Genomic DNA, 20,870 nt, shown 5'->3' with positions numbered 1-20,870 from the left:
TCCTCATCTTTAATCATGATCAATTTCGTCGATTATAGTTTATTGTTACGTCGATACACTAATAATCTCTTTGATGGCGAGGAGTGATTCCCCTCTGAAAGAGTCCAAGTGCCATCTCTTTTGATAATGGTACTGGATAATATTTTAAAAAGTTACGCTCGTGGTACTGCCAGCCTTCGGACGGCCCTGATATTGGCAGCATTGTCACGCACGGCGTCTTCCGGGGTCTCGCAGATGAATGGGAGGGATGCGAGCGTGGGGTGAGTGAGGATCCCGGAACACCCCTCTTCTCCGATCATCCCGAGCCCGATGTGCGTGTGCCGGTCCAGGTGAGAGCCGATATCTGCTTTTGCATCGTTGAGGTGGATGACGTGGAGGTGTTCGATGCCGATCCCGTCTTCGAACGCTTCGAGAGTACGGCTGAGTCCCACCTCGTTCCGGAGATCGTACCCTGCTGCAAAGGCGTGGCAGGTGTCCATGCAGACGCCGATGCGGTCCGGGTCGCTGCAGGACTCCCTGATTCTGCCTATCTCTTCAAACCGGGATCCGACACTGTTCTTCTCACCTGCCGTGTTCTCAAGCAGGAGCATCACCCTGCTGCTGCCCGGATCACTCTGGCTGAATGCGGCGTCGATGGCCTGTTGCACCCGCCCTTCTCCGGCCCCGATTCCCTCACCCATGTGGTGGCCGAGGTGGGTGACCAGGTATGGGACGTCCAGCATACTGCATCGATGCAGTTCCTCTGTCAGGGCCTCAACGGATTTTCTCCAGATCTCCTCTTTTGGGGAGGCGAGGTTTGGAAGGTAAGGCATATGCACCACCGCCGGCCCGATCCCGGAAGTACCGAGCGCCCCCTGAAAAAGGGCCGCATCCTCCTCTGCCAGCGGCTTGAAGGTCCATCCGCGGGGGTTGCGCGAGAAGATCTGGAAGGTGTCGCAGTCGATCGCCATCGCCCGTTCGACCGCCCGTGCGATCGATCCAGCAATCGAAACGTGTACACCGATTTTCACCATTATTCCACCCTTCTCCAGGCAGATCGTGCTTCCGCTCTCATCAGAGAGATCTCTGTCTCTGATGCACATGAACCTTGCTGATGTCATCTCTGCTGTCCACCTCCGGAGAGCGATGGACGCCAATTCTTATAACTGATGGAATGTTATCTAATAGTGTATCTCCTGGGCCGATAGATCAGGGGTAGATCGCTACCTTGGCATGGTAGAGGCCGCGGGTTCAATTCCCGCTCGGTCCATCATAAAGCCGGCATTGCCGGCTTTCATATTTTTCTCATAATAAGGTTCTTCGTGGTGTACCGTGGATCTCAGACAATGGTTAATTCCGCAGGATAAAGAGTTCTTTGACCTGTTCGAGGAGATGGTAGGGACGGTTGTTGAAGCGGCCAATGCCCTGGTCGAACTGATGAACGATTATACTGACCTTGGTGCAAAGAGTCAGCATATGAAGGAACTCGAGCATGAGGGCGACCGGATCACCCATGCGATCTATGAGGGGCTGAACCGGACTTTTATCACTCCGCTTGAACCCGAGGAGATCTCCCGCCTGGCGACGGCGATGGATGATGTCATCGACTGTATCGAAGGGACCGTGCAACAACTCCACAACTATGGGATTCCGGCAACTGACTCTCCGATGCGTCAGTTCTCAAAGTTGATCCAGCTCAGCGCGACCGAGATGCAGACTGCTGTGAAGGGTATACGATCGATGAAGGACGTGCAGTCGATCGAAGCCCGGTGTATCGAATTGAACCGGCTTGAGAACGTCGCCGACGAGGTGCTCGGGCATGCGCTGACCGAACTCTTCCGGGGTAGCGACCCGCTCACCATCATTAAATTGAAGGATGTCTATGAGAATCTCGAACAGGCCACGGATCGTTGTGAGGATGTGGCCAATGTGCTCTCTGATATTGTAATCAGGCATTCGTGATGGCATGGACTCCTTTCTCATTGCAGGTATCTTCTTTGCCCTACTTCTGAACTTTGTCAACGGGATGAACGATGCGGCCAATGCGATCTCCACGGTGATTGCGACGAGGGTCCTCACCCCATTGCAGGCCGTTACGATGGCCGCGTTCTTCAACCTTGTCGGTCCCCTCTTATTCACCACGGCGGTTGCGAAGACGGTCGGCAGCGGACTGATCGAGCCGGGTCTGATCTCAACGATGCTGATCCTCGCTGCAATGATCAGTGCTGTCTCCTGGGTCTTCTTCACCACTCACTTTGGGATACCGATCTCAAGCACCCATGCGATGGTCGGCGGCCTGATCGGTGCCGCCCTGGCCAAGGAGGGTCTTGGTTCGGTGATCTGGCCGAGTATTATAACGCTTCAGTCTCTTTTCATCTCCATTGCGGTGGGAGCTGTCCTTGGAGCGATCATCTTTGGAATTATCGGAAAGCTGCTCGGAAACAGCATCTACCAGTACCTGAAGATCGGCGGGTTCTTCGGGTTCGTGGTCGCCATCCCGCTGCTGGTGGCAGCCGGGGTGTTGAAGCTCTCCGGGCTCCTTGCGATCCTGGTCTTTATGGTCATCGCCCCGTCGCTTGGGTTCCTGGTCACGTTCTGCTTTGGTGCCGTGTTGATCCGGCTCTGCCGGAAGAAGAATGCGGCCAGGATGAATAAAATATTCAAGAAGTTGCAGGTCGTCTCTTCCGCCTTCTACTCGGTGAACCATGGATCCAATGACGCTCAACATGCGATGGGCGTGATCACAGCCCTGCTGGTTGCCAATGGGATCCTCACCGAGTTTGCGGTGCCGATCTGGGTGATCCTCATCTCATCTGCTGCAATCTCGCTCGGCACCTTCCTTGGGGGGCGACGGGTGATCGAGACAATGGGGCATAAGATCACCAAACTGCTCCCGTACCAGGGGTTCTGTGCCGAAACCGGCGGAGGTTTCGTCCTCTTCTTTGTAACGCTGTTCGGGATCCCGGTCTCGTCGACCCATTCGATCACCGGCTCGATCATGGGGATCGGGGCCACCCGTGGCTACTCTGCCGTGAAGTGGGGGGTGGTCAGAGAGATCGTCGCAACCTGGATCATCACGATCCCGGCTTCAGCGACCGTTGCGTTCTGCTTCTATCACCTGTTGATGATCGTCTTCGGCTGATTGTCAGCGATCCTTAAAAATAATAAAATCTTTTCCGGTACTGTTCACCGGGTCTGCTGATAGAACGGACAGACGTTGCTGACCGGGCATACTCCACAATGAGGATTTATAGCCGTGCAGCACCGACGCCCGTGGGCGATCATGATGTCAGTCAGGTCTCCCCATCGTTCCTGTGGGTACAGATTCATCAGATCCTGCTCGATCAGATCCTGCTCGATTCGGGTGGTGAGACCGAGCCGGCCTGCCAGTCGTTTGACATGGGTGTCGACAGCGATCCCTGCGTTGATGCCGAGGGCGTGGAAGAGGAGAATGTTCGCGGTCTTTCTGCCGACCCCGGGAAGGAGGAGCAGTTCCTCCATCGTTGAGGGTATGGTCCCTCCGAACCGGTTGACCAGCATGGCTGCGGTGCTGATGATGTGCCGGGCCTTGACCCGATAGAACCCGGTACTGTGGATGATCTTCTCGACCTCGTGTACGTCAGCGGCGGCCAGATCCGCCGGGGTCGGATAGCGGGCGAAGAGGGCCGGCCGGATCTTATCCACGGCCTGGTCGGTGGTCTGGGCCGAGAGGATCGTCAGGATCAAAACCTGGAACGGGCTGTGAAAGAACGGGAGCGGTGTACACGCGTCAGGGTAATGTTCGGCGAGTGTATCATAGATCCAAGCTGCGGTGACGCGGTCCATACAGTATCGGTTTTGAATTTCAACACAAAAGAAGATCTCGATGGGATAGGGCAGATTCGAACTGCCGTCAAAGCGTCCCAAACGCTCTAGGATGGACCAGGCTACCCTACTATCCCGCCTGTTCTCATATATGTCATCTGCTCAGTACAAAAACCTGCCGCTTTCTCTGGCGCCGGAATGGTTGCACCTGTCGTTCTGAATATCTGGGAAGATGGAAGAAAAAATGACTTTTTAAGTGATATTCAGAGCGGGAGCGGCCTGCATGCAGTTTCGCTGACAATGGTCCCGGTGAAGGTCCCTTCAAAGAGCGCATGGAGCAGGTTCTCCGGACATTTCCCGTCGATCACCAGCATAGGGATGCTGCATCGCTCGATCACCTTGGCGGCCACGATGTCGATGATCGAGTTCGAGCCGGCGTCGAGCCGATCGTTCTGAATGATCCCGAGGAGTTGCTGTGGGGTCAGTTCATTGTATCTGACGGCTGCAGCGTCTTTTTTCGGGTCTGCCGAGTAGATTCCCGGCACCGAGGTGACGTTCACGAGCAGGTCCGCCTGCACCCGTTCGGCGAGCACCGCCGATACCGCGTCGGTGGTCTGCCCGGGGGTGATCCCGCCCATCACGACGATCTTCTTCGACTCTGCAAAGGCTTTCGCCTCGGTATGACTCTCTGCGACCCTTGGATAGGCCGCGTCACCGAGCGCGGCGATCAGCAGTGTCGCGTTCAGGCGGGTCACCAGGATTCCGAGTTCATCAGAGGTGGCCTCGTCGATGCCGAGATCACGGGCTACACCGATATACCGGCGGGCCTCTCCTCCACCTCCGACCACGACAAAGACCTGGTGCTCGGATCCGATCTTCTTTAAAATCGATACGTATGCAGCGATATTGTTGGACTCAAGGGAGGGGACCAGCACCGACCCCCCGAGGGCCATCACGAGCTTCTTCATGCCAGTTTATTAGTGGTGAGGTATCCAGATATATCTGTTGAAGCGCTTTCAGTGCCCGGTCTGTGGCTCTCCGGATATCTATCAGGTCGCAGGCGGGTATATCGGGCAGGTCTATGTCTGCAAGAAATGCAAGTACCGGGGATCGCTGATCATCGAGGTTGATGAGGAAGAACAGGACTGAAGTATAAATACCCGACTCACCAATCAGGTGCTTGATACCATGCATCAGGCTCTGATGTACTCCAGGGGTGTGGAGCGGACCGTCGACTGCTCGCTCTGCAGCCATCGCTGTCATATCGGCCTGGCCAGGCAGGGGATCTGCGGGGTCAGGGTCAATGCAGGGGGGGTCCTGTATGCGGCCAGTTACGGCAGGGTCAGCTCCGAAGCGATCGATCCGATCGAGAAGAAACCACTCTTCCATTTTCTTCCCGGGACGCTGTCGTACTCGCTCGGTTCGATCGGGTGCAATTTTCACTGCCAGAACTGCCAGAACTGGGCGATCTCACGGGCCTCGCTGAAGAGTCCTCTCCTCCGGGATCTCGCCCCCGAGGTGGGGGTCGAACGGGCGCTGGGGGCGGCCTGCAGTTCGGTGTCATGGACCTACAACGAGCCGACGATGTGGTATGAATACACCCTCGACATGGGAAAGCTCGCCCATGCCCGGGGGCTGGGGACGGTGTACGTGACCAATGGCTACATCACCGAGGAGGCGCTCCGAGAACTGGCACCGTCCCTCGATGCGTTCCGGGTCGACATCAAGGCGTTCTCCGACCAGTTCTACCGGACCGTCTGCGGAGCAAAACTGCAACCGGTTCTGGACGCCGCCGCCCTCGCCAGGGAGCTTGGCCTCCATGTCGAGACGGTCACGCTGGTGATCCCAGGCGAGAATGACAGCGTCGAGGAGATGGATGGGTTGATTACCTGGGTGATCGAGCACCTGGGGGCCGACACCCCGATGCACTTCACCCGGTTTCACCCTGACTACCGGATGCGGGACCGTGGGCCGACGCCGGTGGAGACGCTGGAGCGAATCTATGAGCGGGCACGGGCGCTCGGTCTGCGGTACCCGTATTTGGGAAACGTGGGGGATCATCAGTACCAGAACACCTACTGCCCGGCCTGTCATGCCCTGTTGATCGAGCGAAACGGGTATACGGTCCGGGTCCGGGGACTCGACGGGCACCGATGTGCCGCCTGTGGCGAGGCGATCGAATACGTCAGCGAGATCCGGCATCCGTGATTCAGAGACGGGGAGGTCGCGGTTCCTGGTCGACCGGATGCTCGGCACGCTGACCCGGTACCTCCGGTGCATGGGCTATGATACCCTCAGTGCGAACTCGTTCCCTGTCGGGGATCCGAAGGAGGACACATTCCTTCTCTCGCTCGCAGGAGAAGAGGGGCGGGTGCTACTGACCCGCGACCATGAACTGGCCCGGCGGGGAAAGAACAGGGCCGTGCTGATCCGCTCGGACGATGTGCTCGATCAGGTCAGGCAGCTGACCGCACTTGGGCTGGTGACCCCGCAGGTCGTTACTTCCCGCTGTCCGCTCTGCAATGGTCTCCTCTCCCCGGCCACCGTCGAGCAGGTCGCCTCCGCCGCCACGTATGCCCCCGCCGACCAGGTGGGGATCCTGTTCTTCTGGTGTCACCACTGCGGTCGGCTGTACTGGCAGGGGTCGCACGGCGACGACCTGCAGCAGCGACTCTCCACGATCTGCTCCGTGCGGTTCTGCAATTCTGATTGATGATTCGAGGTGGTGACGTCGTCTGTTCAATTGTAATAATACCTGCATTGCAGGAACTCATAGGGAATTGGAACGACTGATCATCCCGGTGACTTCTGACAATGCGTGAGTCCCGGGGCCGGCTCCTTCGGCTGGCAGAGGGATAGTTCTCGAATGAGGGATTATCTGTTCGAGTTCTTTAAAATTTTTAATTTTTGGTATTTGTGTTCTTTGAGACGATTTTCACTCAAATATCACAGAATCGTGGATCTGGGTGGGTTCAATTAAAAAAAGACTGTTCATATGCTGCATTTTATTGATAATCATTTCGATGTCCATATATGGTTGTTTGTCATTGATCCAGGTATCAGGTCCAACCCTGTTTTCACCATAGATAGATACAACGAGGAATGAACCATGACAGATCTACTCAAAAGAATGACCTGGCCGCTGATTATGCTGGTCATCGTCTCATGCCTGCTGATGATCGCATCGGCGACGGCGGATCCCGTGACCCCGTCCATCATCGACTGCACCCCAGACCATGCTATGGCCAACAATACCTGGGTTTCCTTCACCCTCAACTGCACCGGATTCTCCGGGACACCCACGGTCTGGCTTGCGATGGCCGGCCAGACGAACATCTCCGCCTCCAGTGAAGAACTGGATGGAACCACCATCACCGGATACTTCGACCTTCTGAATAAAGTCCCAGGCAGCTGGGAGGTATGGGCTGCGAACGGAACCGATCCCGGGGTCAAATGGAACGGCACGTTCACGATCGATCCGATGCCGACGGTGAATCTGACCGGTAAAGTCGTCGATCACTTCACCGGCCTTCCCCTGTCGAATGTGGTGATCTATAATTTTGATTACGGCCCCTCGACTGTCTCCCAGGCAGATGGGAGCTTCACCCTCCCTGACGCCTGGGTTATCGAAGGGAAAGCGAATCTGGACGTCTGGGCGGCAGGGATCTATCGGGATAATTACACCGACGTCTCTGTCACGGAAGGGGATCTGCAGCGCGGGTCGAAGGATATCGGAACGATCGAACTCTACCCCATCTTTGCCGGTTTCGTAACCGACAAAATTACGGGCAAACCTCTCCCGGATGCGCACGTCTCCCTCATCATAAGTTCATCGGAACCGGTCCTTGCCTCAGGGGTATCGAACAGTCAGGGATATTACGTTCTTCAAATTACAGATGCGAACTCCGGTTCAGATAAAAAACTGCGTGACGCCGGTGTCGAATCTCAAATTCCCGGTCTGTACCTGACTGCAGAGAAAGATGGATATGAACCCTACTCTACCGGGTTATCTCTGATTAGTTTGGGTGAAGATTACCTCTATAATATCGAGCTCACCCCGATCTTCACTGCGGACTTCCTGGCCTCCGGCCATGTCGGTCAGGCCCCGTTCTCGGTCCGGTTCCTGGACCAGTCGACCGGTTCTCCAACTATCTGGAGATGGGACTTCGGGGACGGCACCACCTCCACCGAGCAGAACCCGACCCATGTCTACACCAGGACCGGTGTGTACACTGTCTTCCTGATCACGGCAAACGATTGGGCGACCGACATCTGCACTAAGTCCCGATGCATCGTTGTGAACACCGTGCCGGTGGCGAACTTCACGGCTAATGCGACCTCGGGGTCGACACCCTTCACCGTGCAGTTCACGGACCTGTCAACCGGTGCGGAGTCCTTCGAGTGGCAGTTTGGTGACGGCACAACGTCGACCGAACAGAACCCGGTCCACACCTATACACAGCCGGGCACCTACACCGTGACTCAGGTCGTCTCCCGGGGAGAGTATGGCAGTGTCTTCGTGGAGAAGCCAGGATACATTTCGGTGAGCAACCCATCAACGATCGGGTTTTCATCGAATGTGACCAGGGGACCCTCCCCACTTGCCGTGCAGTTCACCGAGTCGACGAACGGCTCGGCCCGGTACTTCTTCTGGCAGTTCGGCGACCATGCAACCTCGAACGAGCCGAACCCGGTTCACATCTATAGCGAGGCCGGTCAGTACACCGTCTCCCTCTATGCGGTCGGTTCGAACGGGACGGAGGTGAAGACGGTAGAAAATTATATCAACGTCACCTCGCCGGTGATTCCTACACCGACCGTCACGACGACCGTGACACCAACCCCGACTGAGCGGGACCTGCCAGTGGCGAACTTCACCATAACCTCACAGGGAGGCCCGGGTTCGCTCGCTATTCAGGTGACCAGCACCGCAGTGAATGCAACCTCGGTGCAGTTCGACCTCGGTGACGGCACGACCACCGCGTATCCGAACTTCCAATACACCTACTGGCAGGCCGGCACCTATACGATCAAACAGACTGCGACCAATGGGGCAGGATACTCGACAAAGATCCTCACTGTAACCGTGCCGGCGGTCCCGGTCACGACACCGACTGTCTCCCCGACTGTGACCGTCTCACCGACGGTAACCGTTACCGGTTCGGCCTACAACGGCCCGCACACCATTCCGGGCACCCTGCAGGCCGAGGATTACGACCTCGGCGGGGAGAGTATCGCCTACCATGACACCACCGCCGGCAACGAGGGTGGGGTCTACCGGCATGACGATGTCGACATCGAGGTGCTCGACACTGACAGAAGTCCGAACGTCGGGTGGATCCGTGCCGGTGAATGGCTCGCGTACACCGTGAACGTAAATGCTACCGGCACCTATGATGCCGGGTTCCGGGTCGCGTCCTCCCACAGCGGCTCAACGGTCCAGGTGTATGTCGATGGTGGGAGTACCCCCGTCGCGACGGTAAACGTCCCGAACACCGGCGACTGGCTGACCTTCCAGACCGTCCAGGTGCCGGTGACCCTGCCGGCCGGGCAGCACCGGCTGGTGTTGAAGTTCCCGACTGACTTTGCCAACATCAACTGGATCACCTTCGCCCAGAATGGCGGGGTATAATTCCTCTCGTTTTTCTGTATCCAGTCCGGCTCAGCCGTTGCCGGTAACTCTTGACCGGGTGTTACCTCTCACCGGCCCTGTAGCCGGCTGTTCTGGCAGGGAAACTATTCCAGAATCAGGGATATTTTGGTTTTGCTCTCTAAAAAAAATGAATTCCTTGGGTGTCCGACTTCTCATCTCATTATACCGTTTTTCGTGTAAGGATCAGGAAATTGTTGATTTGAATGGGGGACAATCAAAAATAACAAATCATACGAATCAAATCGAAGAATTTAAGGTACCTCATCTCCGATTCTAATTCAATGCCACGCTTACCCACGGTAACACTGAGGTTAGAATTATGAGGTTTCAAGCAGTTCGGATGAGATTATTCAATAGAATGCGAATATTTTTTGTAATATGTGTCCTGCTGCTTCTGTTATCAGGAGTCGGAGTTGTCGGGGCATTAAACCCACTTCCTTATTCCCTGCAGTGGAACGGGACTGAAATCGGAAGTCTAGGCGGTGGGTTACATGCGCCAGGTTCTGTTGCAGTGGATGACGCCGGTTCTGTTTACGTCTCCGACTCCGCGAACCATCAGGTTCAGAAGTTCACATCTGATGGAATATTCGTCAAGAATTGGAGCAACCCTGTTGGGAATACTGGGGATTTCTGGTATCCGGTTGGAATTGCAGTGGACCCGACAGGTGCCAACGTCTATGTGTCTGATTTAGAAAGCAACCGGATTCTGAAATTCACGTCGAACGGTGACTTCGTTGATGAATGGAACACCTCTGGTGGGGATCCCTATGGTGTTGCTGTGGACCGTAGTGGCCATGTCTTCGTGGCCGAAGTCTATAATTATGAAGGTGGATTGGGCCAGGTGCAGGAATTCGCCCCATCTGGGGATCTCATCAACAATTGGAGTCCTGGTGGAAAGAAAAACCCGCTGGGGGTCGCTGTAGACAGCAATAATAATGTCTATATCTCATACTTCAACTCTAACCAGATCAGAAAGTTTACCTCAAACGGTACGTGGCTTGCCACCTGGGGCAGGGCTGATGGAGTTCATGGTTCGAATGCAACAGAGTTTTGGGCCCCCACTGATATCGGTGTGGATGGCGATGATAACGTCTACGTCGCCGATACGGACAACAACCGGATCCAGATCTTCAACGCGGCCGGTCTTCCCCTTGGGAGTCTGGGGAACACGGCTCCCCATTCAGGCCAGGGATCGGGAGCATTCAATCGCCCTTCTGATGTTGCCGTGGACTCCACAGGCACTGTATTCGCGGCCGATACCGGTAACAACAGAATCCAGAGGTTCGGGGTGGTCAGGGCGCCGACACCAACCATATCCGCGGGCTTTTATGCCATCGGCCATATCGGCCAGGCCCCGTACCCTGTTCGGTTTCTGGATCAGTCCGTCGGTTCGCCGACCGCCTGGCACTGGGACTTCGGTGATGGTTCAACCTCGACCGAGCAGAGCCCGACCCATATCTACAACAACACGGGTGCCTACAATGTGGCGCTGACCGCTTCGAACGATCTGGCAAGCGACACCGCGATTCAATATCGGTGCATCATCGTCAACACCGTGCCGGTGGCTAACTTCACATCCAATGCGACGGCCGGTCAGACGCCGTTCACGGTGCAGTTCACCGACCAGTCCTCTGATGCGAGTGGGTACCAGTGGCAGTTCGGCGACGGTACGACCTCGGCCGACAAAAACCCGGTCCATACCTATTCGCACCCGGGTACCTACTCTGTAACGCTCACCATCACCAGTGGAGATTATGGGAGCGTCTTCACGGAGAAGTCCGGGTACATCACGGTGACCGATCCGCCGACGGTCGGGTTCTCTGCGAATGTGACGGCCGGCCTCTTCCCGCTCGCCGTGCAGTTCAACGAGTCGATCACTGGCTCGGTCCAGTATTATTACTGGCAGTTCGGTGACGGTGCGACTTCGTTCGACCGGGAACCGATCCATGTCTATAACGTAGCCGGCAGGTACACCGTTTCGCTCTACGCGATCGGCTCGAACGGAACACAGGAGAAGACGGTCGAGGACTACATCAATGTCATCTCACCGATCACCCCAACCCCCACAACCCCGGCGCCGGTGAACACCACACCAGTGCCGACAACGCAGGTGCCGACCATGACCCTGACTCCTGTGCCGACGAACACCACACTGGTTCCGACAGTCACAACGATCGTACCGACGGTGACCGGTAGCCCGTACAACGGCCCGCATAACATCCCCGGGACCTTACAGGCCGAGGACTACGACCTCGGTGGTGAGGGCGTCGCCTACCACGACACCACCGCCGGCAACGAGGGTGGCGTCTACCGGCATGACGATGTCGATATCGAACAGCTCGACACCGACGGCTCGCCGAATGTCGGCTGGATCCGTTCCGGCGAATGGCTAGGATATACGGTGAACGTCAGCACGGTCGGCACCTATTCGACCAGTACCTACGATGCCAGGTTCAGGGTCGCCTCGTCCCACTTCGGGTCGTCAATTCTGGTATATGTCGACAACGGTACGACCCCTGTAGCGAATGTTTCTGTCCCGAACACCGGTGACTGGCAGATCTTTAAGACCATTTTGGTATCCATACCCCTGCCGGCCGGCCAGCACCGGCTGGTGTTGAAATTCCCGACCGACAACGTCAACATCAACTGGATCACCTTCACCTCACGAGGAGTCGAATAACTCCCTTATTTTTATCTAGCCGCCTGGCTTCATCGTTCAAAGGAATTGCCCATCCTGAAATCCGAATCCTATATAACCAACAATGTCTCTATAGATCAGCAACCAACGATAGGATGCCGGCAGTGGACGATATTATGATCACACCATCTCAACAGCAGTCAACAGGTTCAGAGTTCATATCTGAAGGGAGTGATGAGGAACGTGCCCTCTTCTTTAACAGGGAACTGAGCTGGATCGCCTTCAACCGGCGGGTACTTGAGGAAGCCCTCGACCAGACCCACCCGCTCCTCGAACGGGTGAAGTTCCTGGCCATCTTCGCAACCAACCTCGACGAGTTCTTCATGATACGGGTCGCCGGCCTGCAGCGACTGCTTCATGAACGGGTCGTCGAACGCCCTCCCGACGGGATGACCGCCTTTTCCCAGCTCAACGAGATCCGGGCGTTGCTCCTGCCGCAGCTCATGGAGCAGATGGACTGCTGGCATCAGCAGGTGAAGCCGCAGCTGGCTGCATCCGGGATCCATATCCATTCCTATAGTTCCCTCTCATCTGACCGGAAGGAGTCCTTACGGGCCATGTTTGAGCGGGAGATCTTCCCGGTGTTGACCCCACTCGCCTTCGATACCTCGCACCCGTTTCCATTCATCTCCAACCTCTCGCTGAACCTGGCGATCCTGGTGGAGGATCCAGAGGAGGGGGACTGCTTTGCCCGGTTGAAGATTCCGGTCGGTCTCTTCCCGCGACTGATCGAGTTCCGTGCAGAGAAGAACGTCACCCAGAGCCTGGGGGGCGGTGAGCATCATTATGTGCTGCTCGAGGACCTGATCGCTGCCAACCTGGACCTGCTCTTCCCGGGCCTCCGGGTCGTCGCCGCCTACCCGTTCCGGGTGACCCGGAATGCAGACCTTGAGATTGAGGAGGACGAGGCCTCCGACCTGATGACCGCCATCGAGGAGAGCATGGAGATGCGGAGGGTCGGTTCCCCGGTCAGGATCGAGATGGATCGGAGGACGCCGGAAGCGATCTGTTCGATGGTCGTCCGTCATCTCGGGATCAGCCCGGACATGATCTACCGCCTCGACGAACCGATCGGGATGGCAGATATGATGATGCTGGCAGGCCTGAACCGCCCGGACCTGCAGGATCCGCCGTTCCATCCATCAATTCCTCCTTCTCTCTCCCATGATCAGCCGATCTTTCCCGTGATTCAGCGCGGGGATCTCCTGCTCTATCACCCGTACGACAGTTTCGGTCCGGTGATCACGTTCCTCCAGCAGGCGGCTACCGATCCGGACGTGCTGGCCATCAAGATGACCCTGTACCGGGTCGGTTCCAACTCCCCGATCGTCGACGCCCTGATGGAGGCCCGTGAGAACGGGAAACAGGTGACTGCCCTGATCGAACTGAAAGCCCGGTTCGATGAAGAGAACAACATCGGCTGGGCACGAGCCCTTGAACGTGCCGGGGTACACGTGGTCTACGGACTGGTCGGGATCAAGGTCCATGCCAAGGTCTGCCTGGTGGTCCGCCGTGAGAAGCAGGGGATTGTACGGTATATCCACCTTGGAACAGGCAACTACAATGCCGGGACCAGCAGGGTGTACACCGATATCGGTCTCATGACCGCCAGCACGGAGATTGGTGCCGATATCTCCGATCTCTTCAACTTCCTGACCGGGTACGCCCGGATCACCTCGTACCGAAAACTACTGGTCGCGCCGGTCACGATCCGGGATGGTATCCTGCAGCGGATCGAGCGGGAGATCGTCCGCCATCAGGAGCATGGTGACGGATATATTGCATTCAAGATGAACGCACTGGTCGACCGGGCCTGCATCCTTGCGCTCTATCGTGCTTCGCAGGCTGGGGTCAGGATCGACCTGCAGGTCCGTGGCATCTGTTGTCTGCGGCCGGGTCTGCCTGGAATCAGCGAGACGATCACGGTCACCTCGATCGTCGGCAGATTCCTCGAGCATGCTCGGATGTATTACTTCCGGAATGGCGGTGATGAAGAGGTGCTGGTCGGGTCTGCAGACCTGATGCCCAGAAACCTCGATCGGAGGGTCGAGATCCTCTTTCCGATCCAGGATAAACGCCTCCTGGCTGTGATCGTCGAGGATATCCTGATGGTCCACCTCAGGGACACCGCCAAGGCGCGGAAACTCCTCCCGGACGGCACCTACTGCCGGGTGCTTCCGGAGGATGGGGATACGCCGTTTGATACGCAGCAGTGGATGATCGATCATCGCGGGCAGTGGTACCCGCTGATCGAGAAGGATGAGGTACTGCAGACCTTCTCGCCGCTCTCTGTGCCGCCCCTGACGGGGACGGGTTCTGTCCGGATAAAGGGGAAGGGAAAGCGATGATGGATGGTGATGGGGAACATGCATCTGTTAAGAATGATGCTGTCCCGGAGATCAATCACCCCCCCGAACTCGACGACCCCTCCCTGTACATCAACCGGGAGATGAGCTGGCTCGCCCTGAACTGGCGGATCCTCGAAGAGGCAGAAGATCCTTCCCAGCCGCTGCTCGAACGGGTGAAGTTCCTGGCGATCTGTGGATCCAACCTTGACGAGTTCTGCATGGTCAGGGTCTCCGGTCTGGAGCGTCAGCTCGATCGGGGTGCACTTGCCGCCCCGCCAGATCGGATGAGCCCTGGAGAGCAGATCGATGCGATCCGGGTCGAGATTCAACACCTGTTCGAGGCGTACTCCCGGTGCTGGCAGGAACTTCTCCCTGCCCTGCATCAGGTCGGGATCCGGATACATCGGGTCGCTGACATGAACAAAGCAGATCAGGATGTTCTCAGGAAATATTTCCGCGAGATGATCGCCCCGGTGCTGACCCCGCTCGCCGTGGACGTCTGCCATCCGTTCCCGTTCATCTCCAATATCTGTCTGAACCTGGCCGTGGTGGTGCGGGACAGCGCTGGATTCCATCACTGTGCACGGGTCAAAATCCCGGGTGCCGGCATCCACCGCTTTGTGGAGGTGCCCGAGCAGGGACGCACCCTGCAGCAGATCGCTCTCCATAAGACCACCGACCTGGTGATGTTGGAGGACCTGGTCGCCGCCAATCTGGACCTGCTCTTCCCTGGGTACACGGTGACGGCGTCATATCTCTTCCGGGTGACCCGCGATGCAGAGGTGCAGATCGTGATGGACGAGGCCCCGGACCTGCTGACGGCTGTCGAGGAGAGTGTCGAGACCAGGCGTGCCGGCTCGCCGGTGATCCTCGAGGTGGATTCGTCGATGCCTGACAGTGTCAGGGAGATGCTGGCCCAGCAGCTCAATCTCACTCCGCATCACATCTATGGGTGGGACGGACCGCTCGCACTGGTCGACCTCTGGCAACTGGCCGGTCTGCCACGTCCTGACCTGCACGACCGCCCGTTTCTGCCAGAGATCCCGCTCTCCCTTGCCGGAGATAAGGACCTCCTCTCATCATTACAGCATCAGAACGTGCTCCTCTACCACCCCTACGACAGTTTCGCTCCGGTGATCGATCTGCTCTTCCAGGCGGCCCGATCCCCGGATGTGATCGCCATCAAGATGACCCTCTACCGGATCGATCAGGGCTCTCCTATTATCGACGCCCTGCTTGAGGCACGACAGAACGGGAAACAGGTGGCGGTGCTGGTCGAACTGAAGGCCAAGTTCGATGAGAAGAACAATATAATTTGGGCTCGCAAGCTCGAACAGGAGGGGGTGCATGTGGTCTATGGGCTGGTTGGGTTGAAAGTGCATTCAAAACTCTGCATGATCGTGAAGCGTGAACGGGATGGTATCGTCACCTACTGTCATCTGAGTTCCGGCAACTACAACGCCGTTACGACCAGGATCTACGGGGACCTCGGGTACTTCACCTGCGACCGGATCATCGCCGCCGATATGGCTGCTCTCTTCAATGCGTTGACCGGGTACGCCGACATGGATCACTTCCAGAAACTGCTGGTCGCCCCGTGTGGGCTTCGTCGGGAGATCATAGCCAGAATCGAACGGGAACGGGAGCGGCACCTTCAACATGGCGACGGCTATATTGCGTTCAAGCTGAATGGCCTGCTGGATGAGGAAGTGGTTCAGGCGCTCTACCGTGCCTCGCAGGTCGGTGTGACGATAGATCTGAATATCCGCGGACTCTGCTCACTCCGTCCTGGGATTATTGGGGTCAGCGAGACGATCCGCGTCACCTCGATCATCAGTCGGTTTCTTGAGCACGCCCGCATTTACTACTTTAAAAACGGTGATGATCCCGAGGTCTACCTGGGGTCGGCAGATATGATGCCGAGGAACCTGAACCGGCGTGTGGAGACGCTTTTCCCGGTTGAGGATCCTGAAATAAAACGGGTGATCATCGATCTGATCCTGCCGATCCACCTGAAGGACAATGTCAAGGCCAGGGAATTGCAGCCCGATGGCAGGTACCGGCGGGTCGTTCCGAAACCCGGAGATGAACGGATCGATTCACAGGAGTGGCTGATCGCACACCGGGGGGCCTGGCACCATGCCACCTAAACGCCGCCAGCCCCGGAGGAGCCGGCATGTCGAGATCCCCAGAGCAGACGCAGGGTACTGTGTCTTTGGGGCCACCTACCTGGCCGACCTGATCGTGGCCTTCGCCGCAGAGGCCGGTGGGGTCAGAGCGGGTGTGGATATCGAGTACATCCACCGAATGCGGGTGGCCACTCGTCGTCTTCGAGCGGCCCTCCCCCTCTTTGTGGACTGTTATACAAAGACCGAATACCGTCGGTGGCTCTCGTCCATCAAGGCGATCACCCAGGCACTCGGTGAGGCACGGGATGCCGACGTCCAGATCGCGTTCCTCGATCAGTACCTGCAGGGGATCCGTGGGTCGGCTTCCGGTTCATCAGCCAGCATGATCCGACCCCTCAATCAACAGCGGCCGCCGGATAAGCCGGAAGAACCCGAACCGATAGCCCTTCCTCCGTCGGTTCCACTTCCTCAACCCGGGCTGCTCGGTGCTCTCTGGCAGATGCTCCGTCGGGTTTCGACAGCGATCACCGTCACCGGGGAGCCTGCTGTGGAGAAAGCCCCTCCCCTCCCTCCACCAGAGGAGGAACGATCATTTTCTGCTGGTCAACAGGGGATCGAGTGCCTGTTGCTTCGTCTTCAGCAGCGGCGGGAGGCCCTGCAGCCGCAGGTGATCGAGGCGCTCGACCTGCTTGAAGAGCGCGGGGTGGTGAGGGAGATGCAGCGGCGGGTCAGGATGATCGCCGTCACCGGAAAGCGGGATCAGGTGGATATCCACACCGCCGATGTCTATCAACGGGCATACAACGCGATCCAGCTTCGGGTCCTGGAGATCTTCGATCATGAATCCTCCGTGCCTCGTCCAGATCTTATCACCGAACATCATGAGATGCGAAAGGCTGCCAAACACCTGCGGTACACGATGGAGACCTTCGCCCTGCTCTATCCCGGAGGCCTGAAAGGGGAGTTGAAAGCAGTCAAGCAGTTACAGGAACTGCTCGGCGACATGCATGACTGCGATGTCTGGATCGAATCCTTACCACGCTTCCTCGTCGAGGAGAGGCAGCGGACCGAGACTTACTTCGGACATGCGGAGTTCTTCTCGCTCATCGAGCCTGGCATCACCCGTCTCCGTGAGGAGCGACAGGGGAGACGGAATCTGGTGTACACCGATTTCGTGACCTACTGGGACGAACTGAAGAAGGAACTCTTCTGGGATAAACTCCGGGATACCCTGGGTACTGCGCTTGAGAGTGTCCAGTCCCCGCCCGCTCCCCTGGCCCGTGCAGCAGAGCGGAAGGGGCCGGTCAGGATCGCGTTGATCGCTGATGTCCATGCCAACCTTCCGGCGCTGGAGGTGGTCCTCTCCGATGCAGTCCAGCGGGGGGCTTCGGTGGTGATCAATGCCGGCGATATGGTCGGTGGCGGTCCATTCCCTGACGAGGTGGTCAGCAGGCTCCGAAGGGCCGAATCGATCGATATCAAGGGAAATGCCGAGCGGAAGGTGCTCTCGGTCCAGACTGGTAAGCACCCGAAGGGAAAGGGCCGGAATCTGGCCATCTGGACCTGGGAGGCACTCTCTGCGGAGAACCGGACCTATCTCGCCGATCTCCCTGAAGAACTGCGGTTCATGGTCAGGTCCACTCGTCTGCTCGTGACCCATGCCTCCCCGCTCGACCCCAGGGAACTGCTGACTGTATCGACGTCTGCTGTCCGATTCAGTGAGCTCGGCCGGGCAGCCGGGGCGGATATCGTGATCGTCGGCCACTCCCACCAGCAGTTCTCGACGATCGTCGATGGGGTCCGATTTATCAATCCCGGGAGTGTCGGGACACCGACCGGAAATGACAATCGGGCCAGTTATGCCCTCCTGCAACTCGAACCCTACGACCTCTGCCACTTCCAGATCGCTTATGACCGCGAGCCTGTAATCAGGGCCAGCATTGAACGTGGTCTGCCGGGATCAGCGCCCAACCAGCACCTCCTTGTTCAGCCAGCTCTGGATACGGTAATCCCTGCAGACCCTGGGAATCGCTCTCATGAGGAGCCAGACTCATGAGTGAACAGCCCGGTTCTTCTGCCGGCATCCTCTCCTTTGCTGCATCCCATCACCGGGGTAGTGCCCATGACATCCAGGTGGCAGCGGTCGCCACCTCCCTCTTCGACGAACTACAGATGCTGCATCACTATGCAGAGCCAGAATGGGACCTGCTCTGGGCTGCCTGCATCCTCCATGACATCGGCTGGTCTGCAGGGAGGAAGGGGCATCATAAACTGAGCTGTGATCTGATCCTCCGTGACCGGACGCTCTCGTTCGATGAGAACCAGCGCCTGCTGGTCGCGCTGATCGCCCGATACCACCGGCGTGCCCTGCCCGACCCGGAGAAGCACCCGCTCTATGGGGGACTCTCCGGGGGGGATCAGAAGAAGGTGTGCTGGCTTGCCGCCCTGATCAGGGTCGCCGATGAACTGGACACCGCCCATGCATCGCTGGTCAGAGAAGTCCGATGCAGAATCGAGCGGGACCAGATCGTGATCCAGTGCTCCGGCCCGGTGCCCGATCAACGGGTGATGGCCTCCCGGATGCATAAACTCGACCTGCTGACCCGGGTCACCGAAAAGACGTGCAGCGTCACCTGGAAGGTGCGGTGATGATCCACGATTCAGAACAGGTCGTCGCGTTCATCGATATCGGGACCAACTCGATCCGTCTGCTGGTGGTCCGGCTGGGTGCCGGCGGCGGGTATTCGGTGTTGAGTGAACAGAAGGAGGTGGTCAGGCTCGGGGAGGGGGAGTTCCCCGGCGATCAACTCAGCGAGGCCGCTATGGACCGTGCGGTGCTGGTCTGCCGCACCTTCGTCGATCTCGCCCGTTCGTTTCGGGCGACCGAGTTCGAGGCGGTCGCCACCTCGGCCACCCGGGAGGCACGTAATCAGCAGGTCTTTCTGAACCGGCTCGCCACTGAGGCCGATCTTCCCGTCAGGGTGATTGCCGGGCGCGAGGAGGCCCGTCTGATCTACCTGGGGATACGATCCGGGATTGATCTTGGTGATCAGACGGCACTCTTCATCGATATCGGGGGCGGTTCGACCGAACTCTCGGTCGGGACCGGATCCGGATATAAGGCCCTGTACTCCCTCAACCTCGGCTCGATCCGTCTCTCCTCCCTCTTTCCCCCAAAGGATAAACACGGAATAATTACGCAGAAGGAGTATGGAAAGATCCGGGAGCATATCCTCGAAGAAGGGGGGCGGGTGGTCCTGGAGTTGAAGGATTACCCGATCAACCGGACCTTTGGAAGTTCCGGCACTCTTCAGAACCTGGCCGAGATCGCCGCCCGGATGTTCCATCCGCAGGAGCAGAACGCATCCCAGGTGCTTCTATGCCCGGATCTTGTAAAGGTGGCCACCCGGCTCTGCGGTCTCTCTGTCGAGGAACGGCGAAAGATCCCCGGGATCAACCCTGAACGGTCCGATATCATCGTTCCCGGAGCTGCGATCATTGAGACCCTGATGCAGGTGCTTGAACTTCCGGAGATCATCATCACGAGCCGGGGACTGCGAGACGGGCTGCTGGTCGATTATATGGAAAAGCGGCAGACCCCGGGCGATCACTCGGTGCGGCAGCAGAGCATCATCTCCTTAGGTGATGCCTGCAGGATCAACCAGGTCCATGCCATCCATATCCGGGATCTCGCTTCCGCTCTCTTCCTTTCGTCTCGGAAGGTAGGGGTGCACTCCTTCGGATCCTTTGAGGAGGAACTGCTTGGGTATGCTGCTTATCTGCATGACATCGGTTCGTTCGTGTCGTTCACGAATCACCAGGCACATTCCCAGTATCTGATCGCCAATGCTGATCTGCTCGGCTTCGATCAGCAGGAGATTCTGATCATCGCCTCCATCGCCGGCCTTCACCGTAAGAAGGTGCTGGTCACCAGGGGACGGGTTTCTTCAGGGCTCGAACCACAGTATCTCCGGACGGTGCAGGTGCTCGGTGCTCTCCTTCGGCTGGCCGAGAGCCTGGACCGAACCCATATCGGACTGGTCAGGACTGTCAGGTTTCTGAGGACCGGCGAAAAGAGGTTGACTCTCCGGATCACCTGCAAGGGTGACTGTCATCTCGAAATCTGGGGGGTGGAGCGCGAGAAGCGGACGGTTCAGAAGGTGCTTGGAGAACGGCTGCGGATCGAGGTGGTCAGGGAGATGGATGGTTTCCATAACTGAAGCCTCCACAAGACCTTTCTTCCCGGAACCCATTCTTCT

At 57.7% G+C, this 20,870-nt stretch carries 15 protein-coding genes, 2 tRNA genes and 1 pseudogene; 14 read left to right on the top strand and 4 right to left on the bottom strand.

Annotated elements, in window-relative coordinates:
• Positions 1 to 152: 152 nt before the first annotated feature.
• Positions 153 to 1,013 carry a deoxyribonuclease IV gene (locus MPAL_RS09815; RefSeq protein WP_012618590.1) on the bottom strand — a complete coding sequence of 287 codons (861 nt, stop codon included), beginning with the start codon at positions 1,011 to 1,013 and terminating at the stop codon, positions 153 to 155.
• A 164-nt stretch (positions 1,014 to 1,177) separates the two neighbouring features.
• Between MPAL_RS09815 and MPAL_RS09810 the strand changes: the two genes are divergently transcribed.
• The 3 genes from MPAL_RS09810 (at position 1,178) to MPAL_RS09800 (ending at position 3,121) form a co-directional block, all read left to right on the top strand.
• A tRNA-Ala gene (locus MPAL_RS09810) sits at positions 1,178 to 1,249 on the top strand.
• Between the two features lie 62 nt (positions 1,250 to 1,311).
• Positions 1,312 to 1,941 carry a DUF47 domain-containing protein gene (locus MPAL_RS09805; protein WP_012618589.1) on the top strand — a complete coding sequence of 210 codons (630 nt, stop codon included), beginning with the start codon at positions 1,312 to 1,314 and terminating at the stop codon, positions 1,939 to 1,941.
• Positions 1,942 to 1,945: 4 nt separating this feature from the next.
• Positions 1,946 to 3,121, top strand: coding sequence for an inorganic phosphate transporter (locus MPAL_RS09800; RefSeq protein ID WP_012618588.1), 1,176 nt, complete (start codon positions 1,946 to 1,948; stop codon positions 3,119 to 3,121).
• Between the two features lie 44 nt (positions 3,122 to 3,165).
• On the opposite strand, the gene nth is transcribed toward MPAL_RS09800, so the two are convergent.
• From nth to pyrH, 3 genes are all read right to left on the bottom strand, one after another.
• Positions 3,166 to 3,804, bottom strand: coding sequence for an endonuclease III (nth, locus tag MPAL_RS09795; RefSeq protein ID WP_012618587.1), 639 nt, complete (start codon positions 3,802 to 3,804; stop codon positions 3,166 to 3,168).
• Positions 3,805 to 3,845: 41 nt separating this feature from the next.
• Positions 3,846 to 3,920, bottom strand: a tRNA-Pro gene (locus MPAL_RS09790).
• 126 nt (positions 3,921 to 4,046) lie between these two features.
• Positions 4,047 to 4,751, bottom strand: coding sequence for a UMP kinase (gene pyrH / locus MPAL_RS09785; protein WP_048145323.1), 705 nt, complete (start codon positions 4,749 to 4,751; stop codon positions 4,047 to 4,049).
• Between the two features lie 37 nt (positions 4,752 to 4,788).
• Between pyrH and MPAL_RS16470 the strand changes: the two genes are divergently transcribed.
• From MPAL_RS16470 to MPAL_RS09740, 11 genes and pseudogenes are all read left to right on the top strand, one after another.
• The gene (locus MPAL_RS16470) at positions 4,789 to 4,932 is read left to right on the top strand and encodes a hypothetical protein (RefSeq protein ID WP_167998859.1); all 144 of its coding nucleotides are present in this window, start codon (positions 4,789 to 4,791) and stop codon (positions 4,930 to 4,932) included.
• A 39-nt stretch (positions 4,933 to 4,971) separates the two neighbouring features.
• Complete coding sequence (gene amrS, locus MPAL_RS09780; protein WP_048145322.1) at positions 4,972 to 5,991, top strand: AmmeMemoRadiSam system radical SAM enzyme; 1,020 nt, start codon at positions 4,972 to 4,974, stop codon at positions 5,989 to 5,991.
• Positions 5,948 to 6,496, top strand: coding sequence for a Mut7-C RNAse domain-containing protein (locus MPAL_RS09775; protein WP_236610369.1), 549 nt, complete (start codon positions 5,948 to 5,950; stop codon positions 6,494 to 6,496). Before amrS ends, MPAL_RS09775 begins: the two co-directional genes overlap by 44 nt.
• A gap of 396 nt (positions 6,497 to 6,892) precedes the next feature.
• Positions 6,893 to 9,415 (top strand): PKD domain-containing protein, encoded by a 2,523-nt coding sequence (locus tag MPAL_RS14640; protein WP_012618583.1) that lies wholly within the window; start codon positions 6,893 to 6,895, stop codon positions 9,413 to 9,415.
• A gap of 340 nt (positions 9,416 to 9,755) precedes the next feature.
• Positions 9,756 to 9,998: pseudogene (locus MPAL_RS17600) on the top strand (hypothetical protein); the annotation flags it as partial.
• A 21-nt stretch (positions 9,999 to 10,019) separates the two neighbouring features.
• The gene (locus tag MPAL_RS14635) at positions 10,020 to 12,116 is read left to right on the top strand and encodes a PKD domain-containing protein (RefSeq protein WP_394295848.1); all 2,097 of its coding nucleotides are present in this window, start codon (positions 10,020 to 10,022) and stop codon (positions 12,114 to 12,116) included.
• A 134-nt stretch (positions 12,117 to 12,250) separates the two neighbouring features.
• Positions 12,251 to 14,482, top strand: coding sequence for a polyphosphate kinase 1 (gene ppk1, locus MPAL_RS09760; RefSeq protein ID WP_012618581.1), 2,232 nt, complete (start codon positions 12,251 to 12,253; stop codon positions 14,480 to 14,482).
• Positions 14,479 to 16,632: a polyphosphate kinase 1 gene (gene ppk1 / locus MPAL_RS09755; protein ID WP_012618580.1), complete on the top strand. Its 2,154-nt coding sequence runs from the start codon at positions 14,479 to 14,481 to the stop codon at positions 16,630 to 16,632. The genes ppk1 (MPAL_RS09760) and ppk1 (MPAL_RS09755) overlap by 4 nt, the downstream gene beginning before the upstream one ends.
• Positions 16,622 to 18,667, top strand: coding sequence for a YfcE family phosphodiesterase (locus tag MPAL_RS09750; RefSeq protein WP_012618579.1), 2,046 nt, complete (start codon positions 16,622 to 16,624; stop codon positions 18,665 to 18,667). The genes ppk1 (MPAL_RS09755) and MPAL_RS09750 overlap by 11 nt, the downstream gene beginning before the upstream one ends.
• On the top strand, positions 18,664 to 19,260 hold the full coding sequence (locus MPAL_RS09745) for an HD domain-containing protein (RefSeq protein WP_052292244.1): 597 nt from the start codon (positions 18,664 to 18,666) through the stop codon (positions 19,258 to 19,260). Before MPAL_RS09750 ends, MPAL_RS09745 begins: the two co-directional genes overlap by 4 nt.
• The gene (locus tag MPAL_RS09740; protein ID WP_012618578.1) at positions 19,260 to 20,831 is read left to right on the top strand and encodes a Ppx/GppA phosphatase family protein; all 1,572 of its coding nucleotides are present in this window, start codon (positions 19,260 to 19,262) and stop codon (positions 20,829 to 20,831) included. The genes MPAL_RS09745 and MPAL_RS09740 overlap by 1 nt, the downstream gene beginning before the upstream one ends.
• Positions 20,832 to 20,870: the final 39 nt, after the last annotated feature.

This window comes from Methanosphaerula palustris E1-9c (assembly GCF_000021965.1).
GTDB classification, from domain to species: domain Archaea; phylum Halobacteriota; class Methanomicrobia; order Methanomicrobiales; family Methanospirillaceae; genus Methanosphaerula; species Methanosphaerula palustris.
This window is presented reverse-complemented; position numbering and strand designations above follow the sequence as displayed.

Excerpts from the sequence above, each read along its gene's own strand:
- MPAL_RS09815 (WP_012618590.1), bottom strand. The coding sequence starts at position 1,013 with ATGGTGAAAATCGGTGTACACGTTTCGATTGCTGGATCGATCGCACGG.
- MPAL_RS09800 (WP_012618588.1), top strand. The coding sequence starts at position 1,946 with ATGGACTCCTTTCTCATTGCAGGTATCTTCTTTGCCCTACTTCTGAAC.
- nth (WP_012618587.1), bottom strand. The coding sequence starts at position 3,804 with ATGGACCGCGTCACCGCAGCTTGGATCTATGATACACTCGCCGAACAT.
- pyrH (WP_048145323.1), bottom strand. The coding sequence starts at position 4,751 with ATGAAGAAGCTCGTGATGGCCCTCGGGGGGTCGGTGCTGGTCCCCTCC.
- amrS (WP_048145322.1), top strand. The coding sequence starts at position 4,972 with ATGCATCAGGCTCTGATGTACTCCAGGGGTGTGGAGCGGACCGTCGAC.
- MPAL_RS14640 (WP_012618583.1), top strand. The coding sequence starts at position 6,893 with ATGACAGATCTACTCAAAAGAATGACCTGGCCGCTGATTATGCTGGTC.
- ppk1 (WP_012618581.1), top strand. The coding sequence starts at position 12,251 with ATGATCACACCATCTCAACAGCAGTCAACAGGTTCAGAGTTCATATCT.
- ppk1 (WP_012618580.1), top strand. The coding sequence starts at position 14,479 with ATGATGGATGGTGATGGGGAACATGCATCTGTTAAGAATGATGCTGTC.
- MPAL_RS09750 (WP_012618579.1), top strand. The coding sequence starts at position 16,622 with ATGCCACCTAAACGCCGCCAGCCCCGGAGGAGCCGGCATGTCGAGATC.
- MPAL_RS09745 (WP_052292244.1), top strand. The coding sequence starts at position 18,664 with ATGAGTGAACAGCCCGGTTCTTCTGCCGGCATCCTCTCCTTTGCTGCA.
- MPAL_RS09740 (WP_012618578.1), top strand. The coding sequence starts at position 19,260 with ATGATCCACGATTCAGAACAGGTCGTCGCGTTCATCGATATCGGGACC.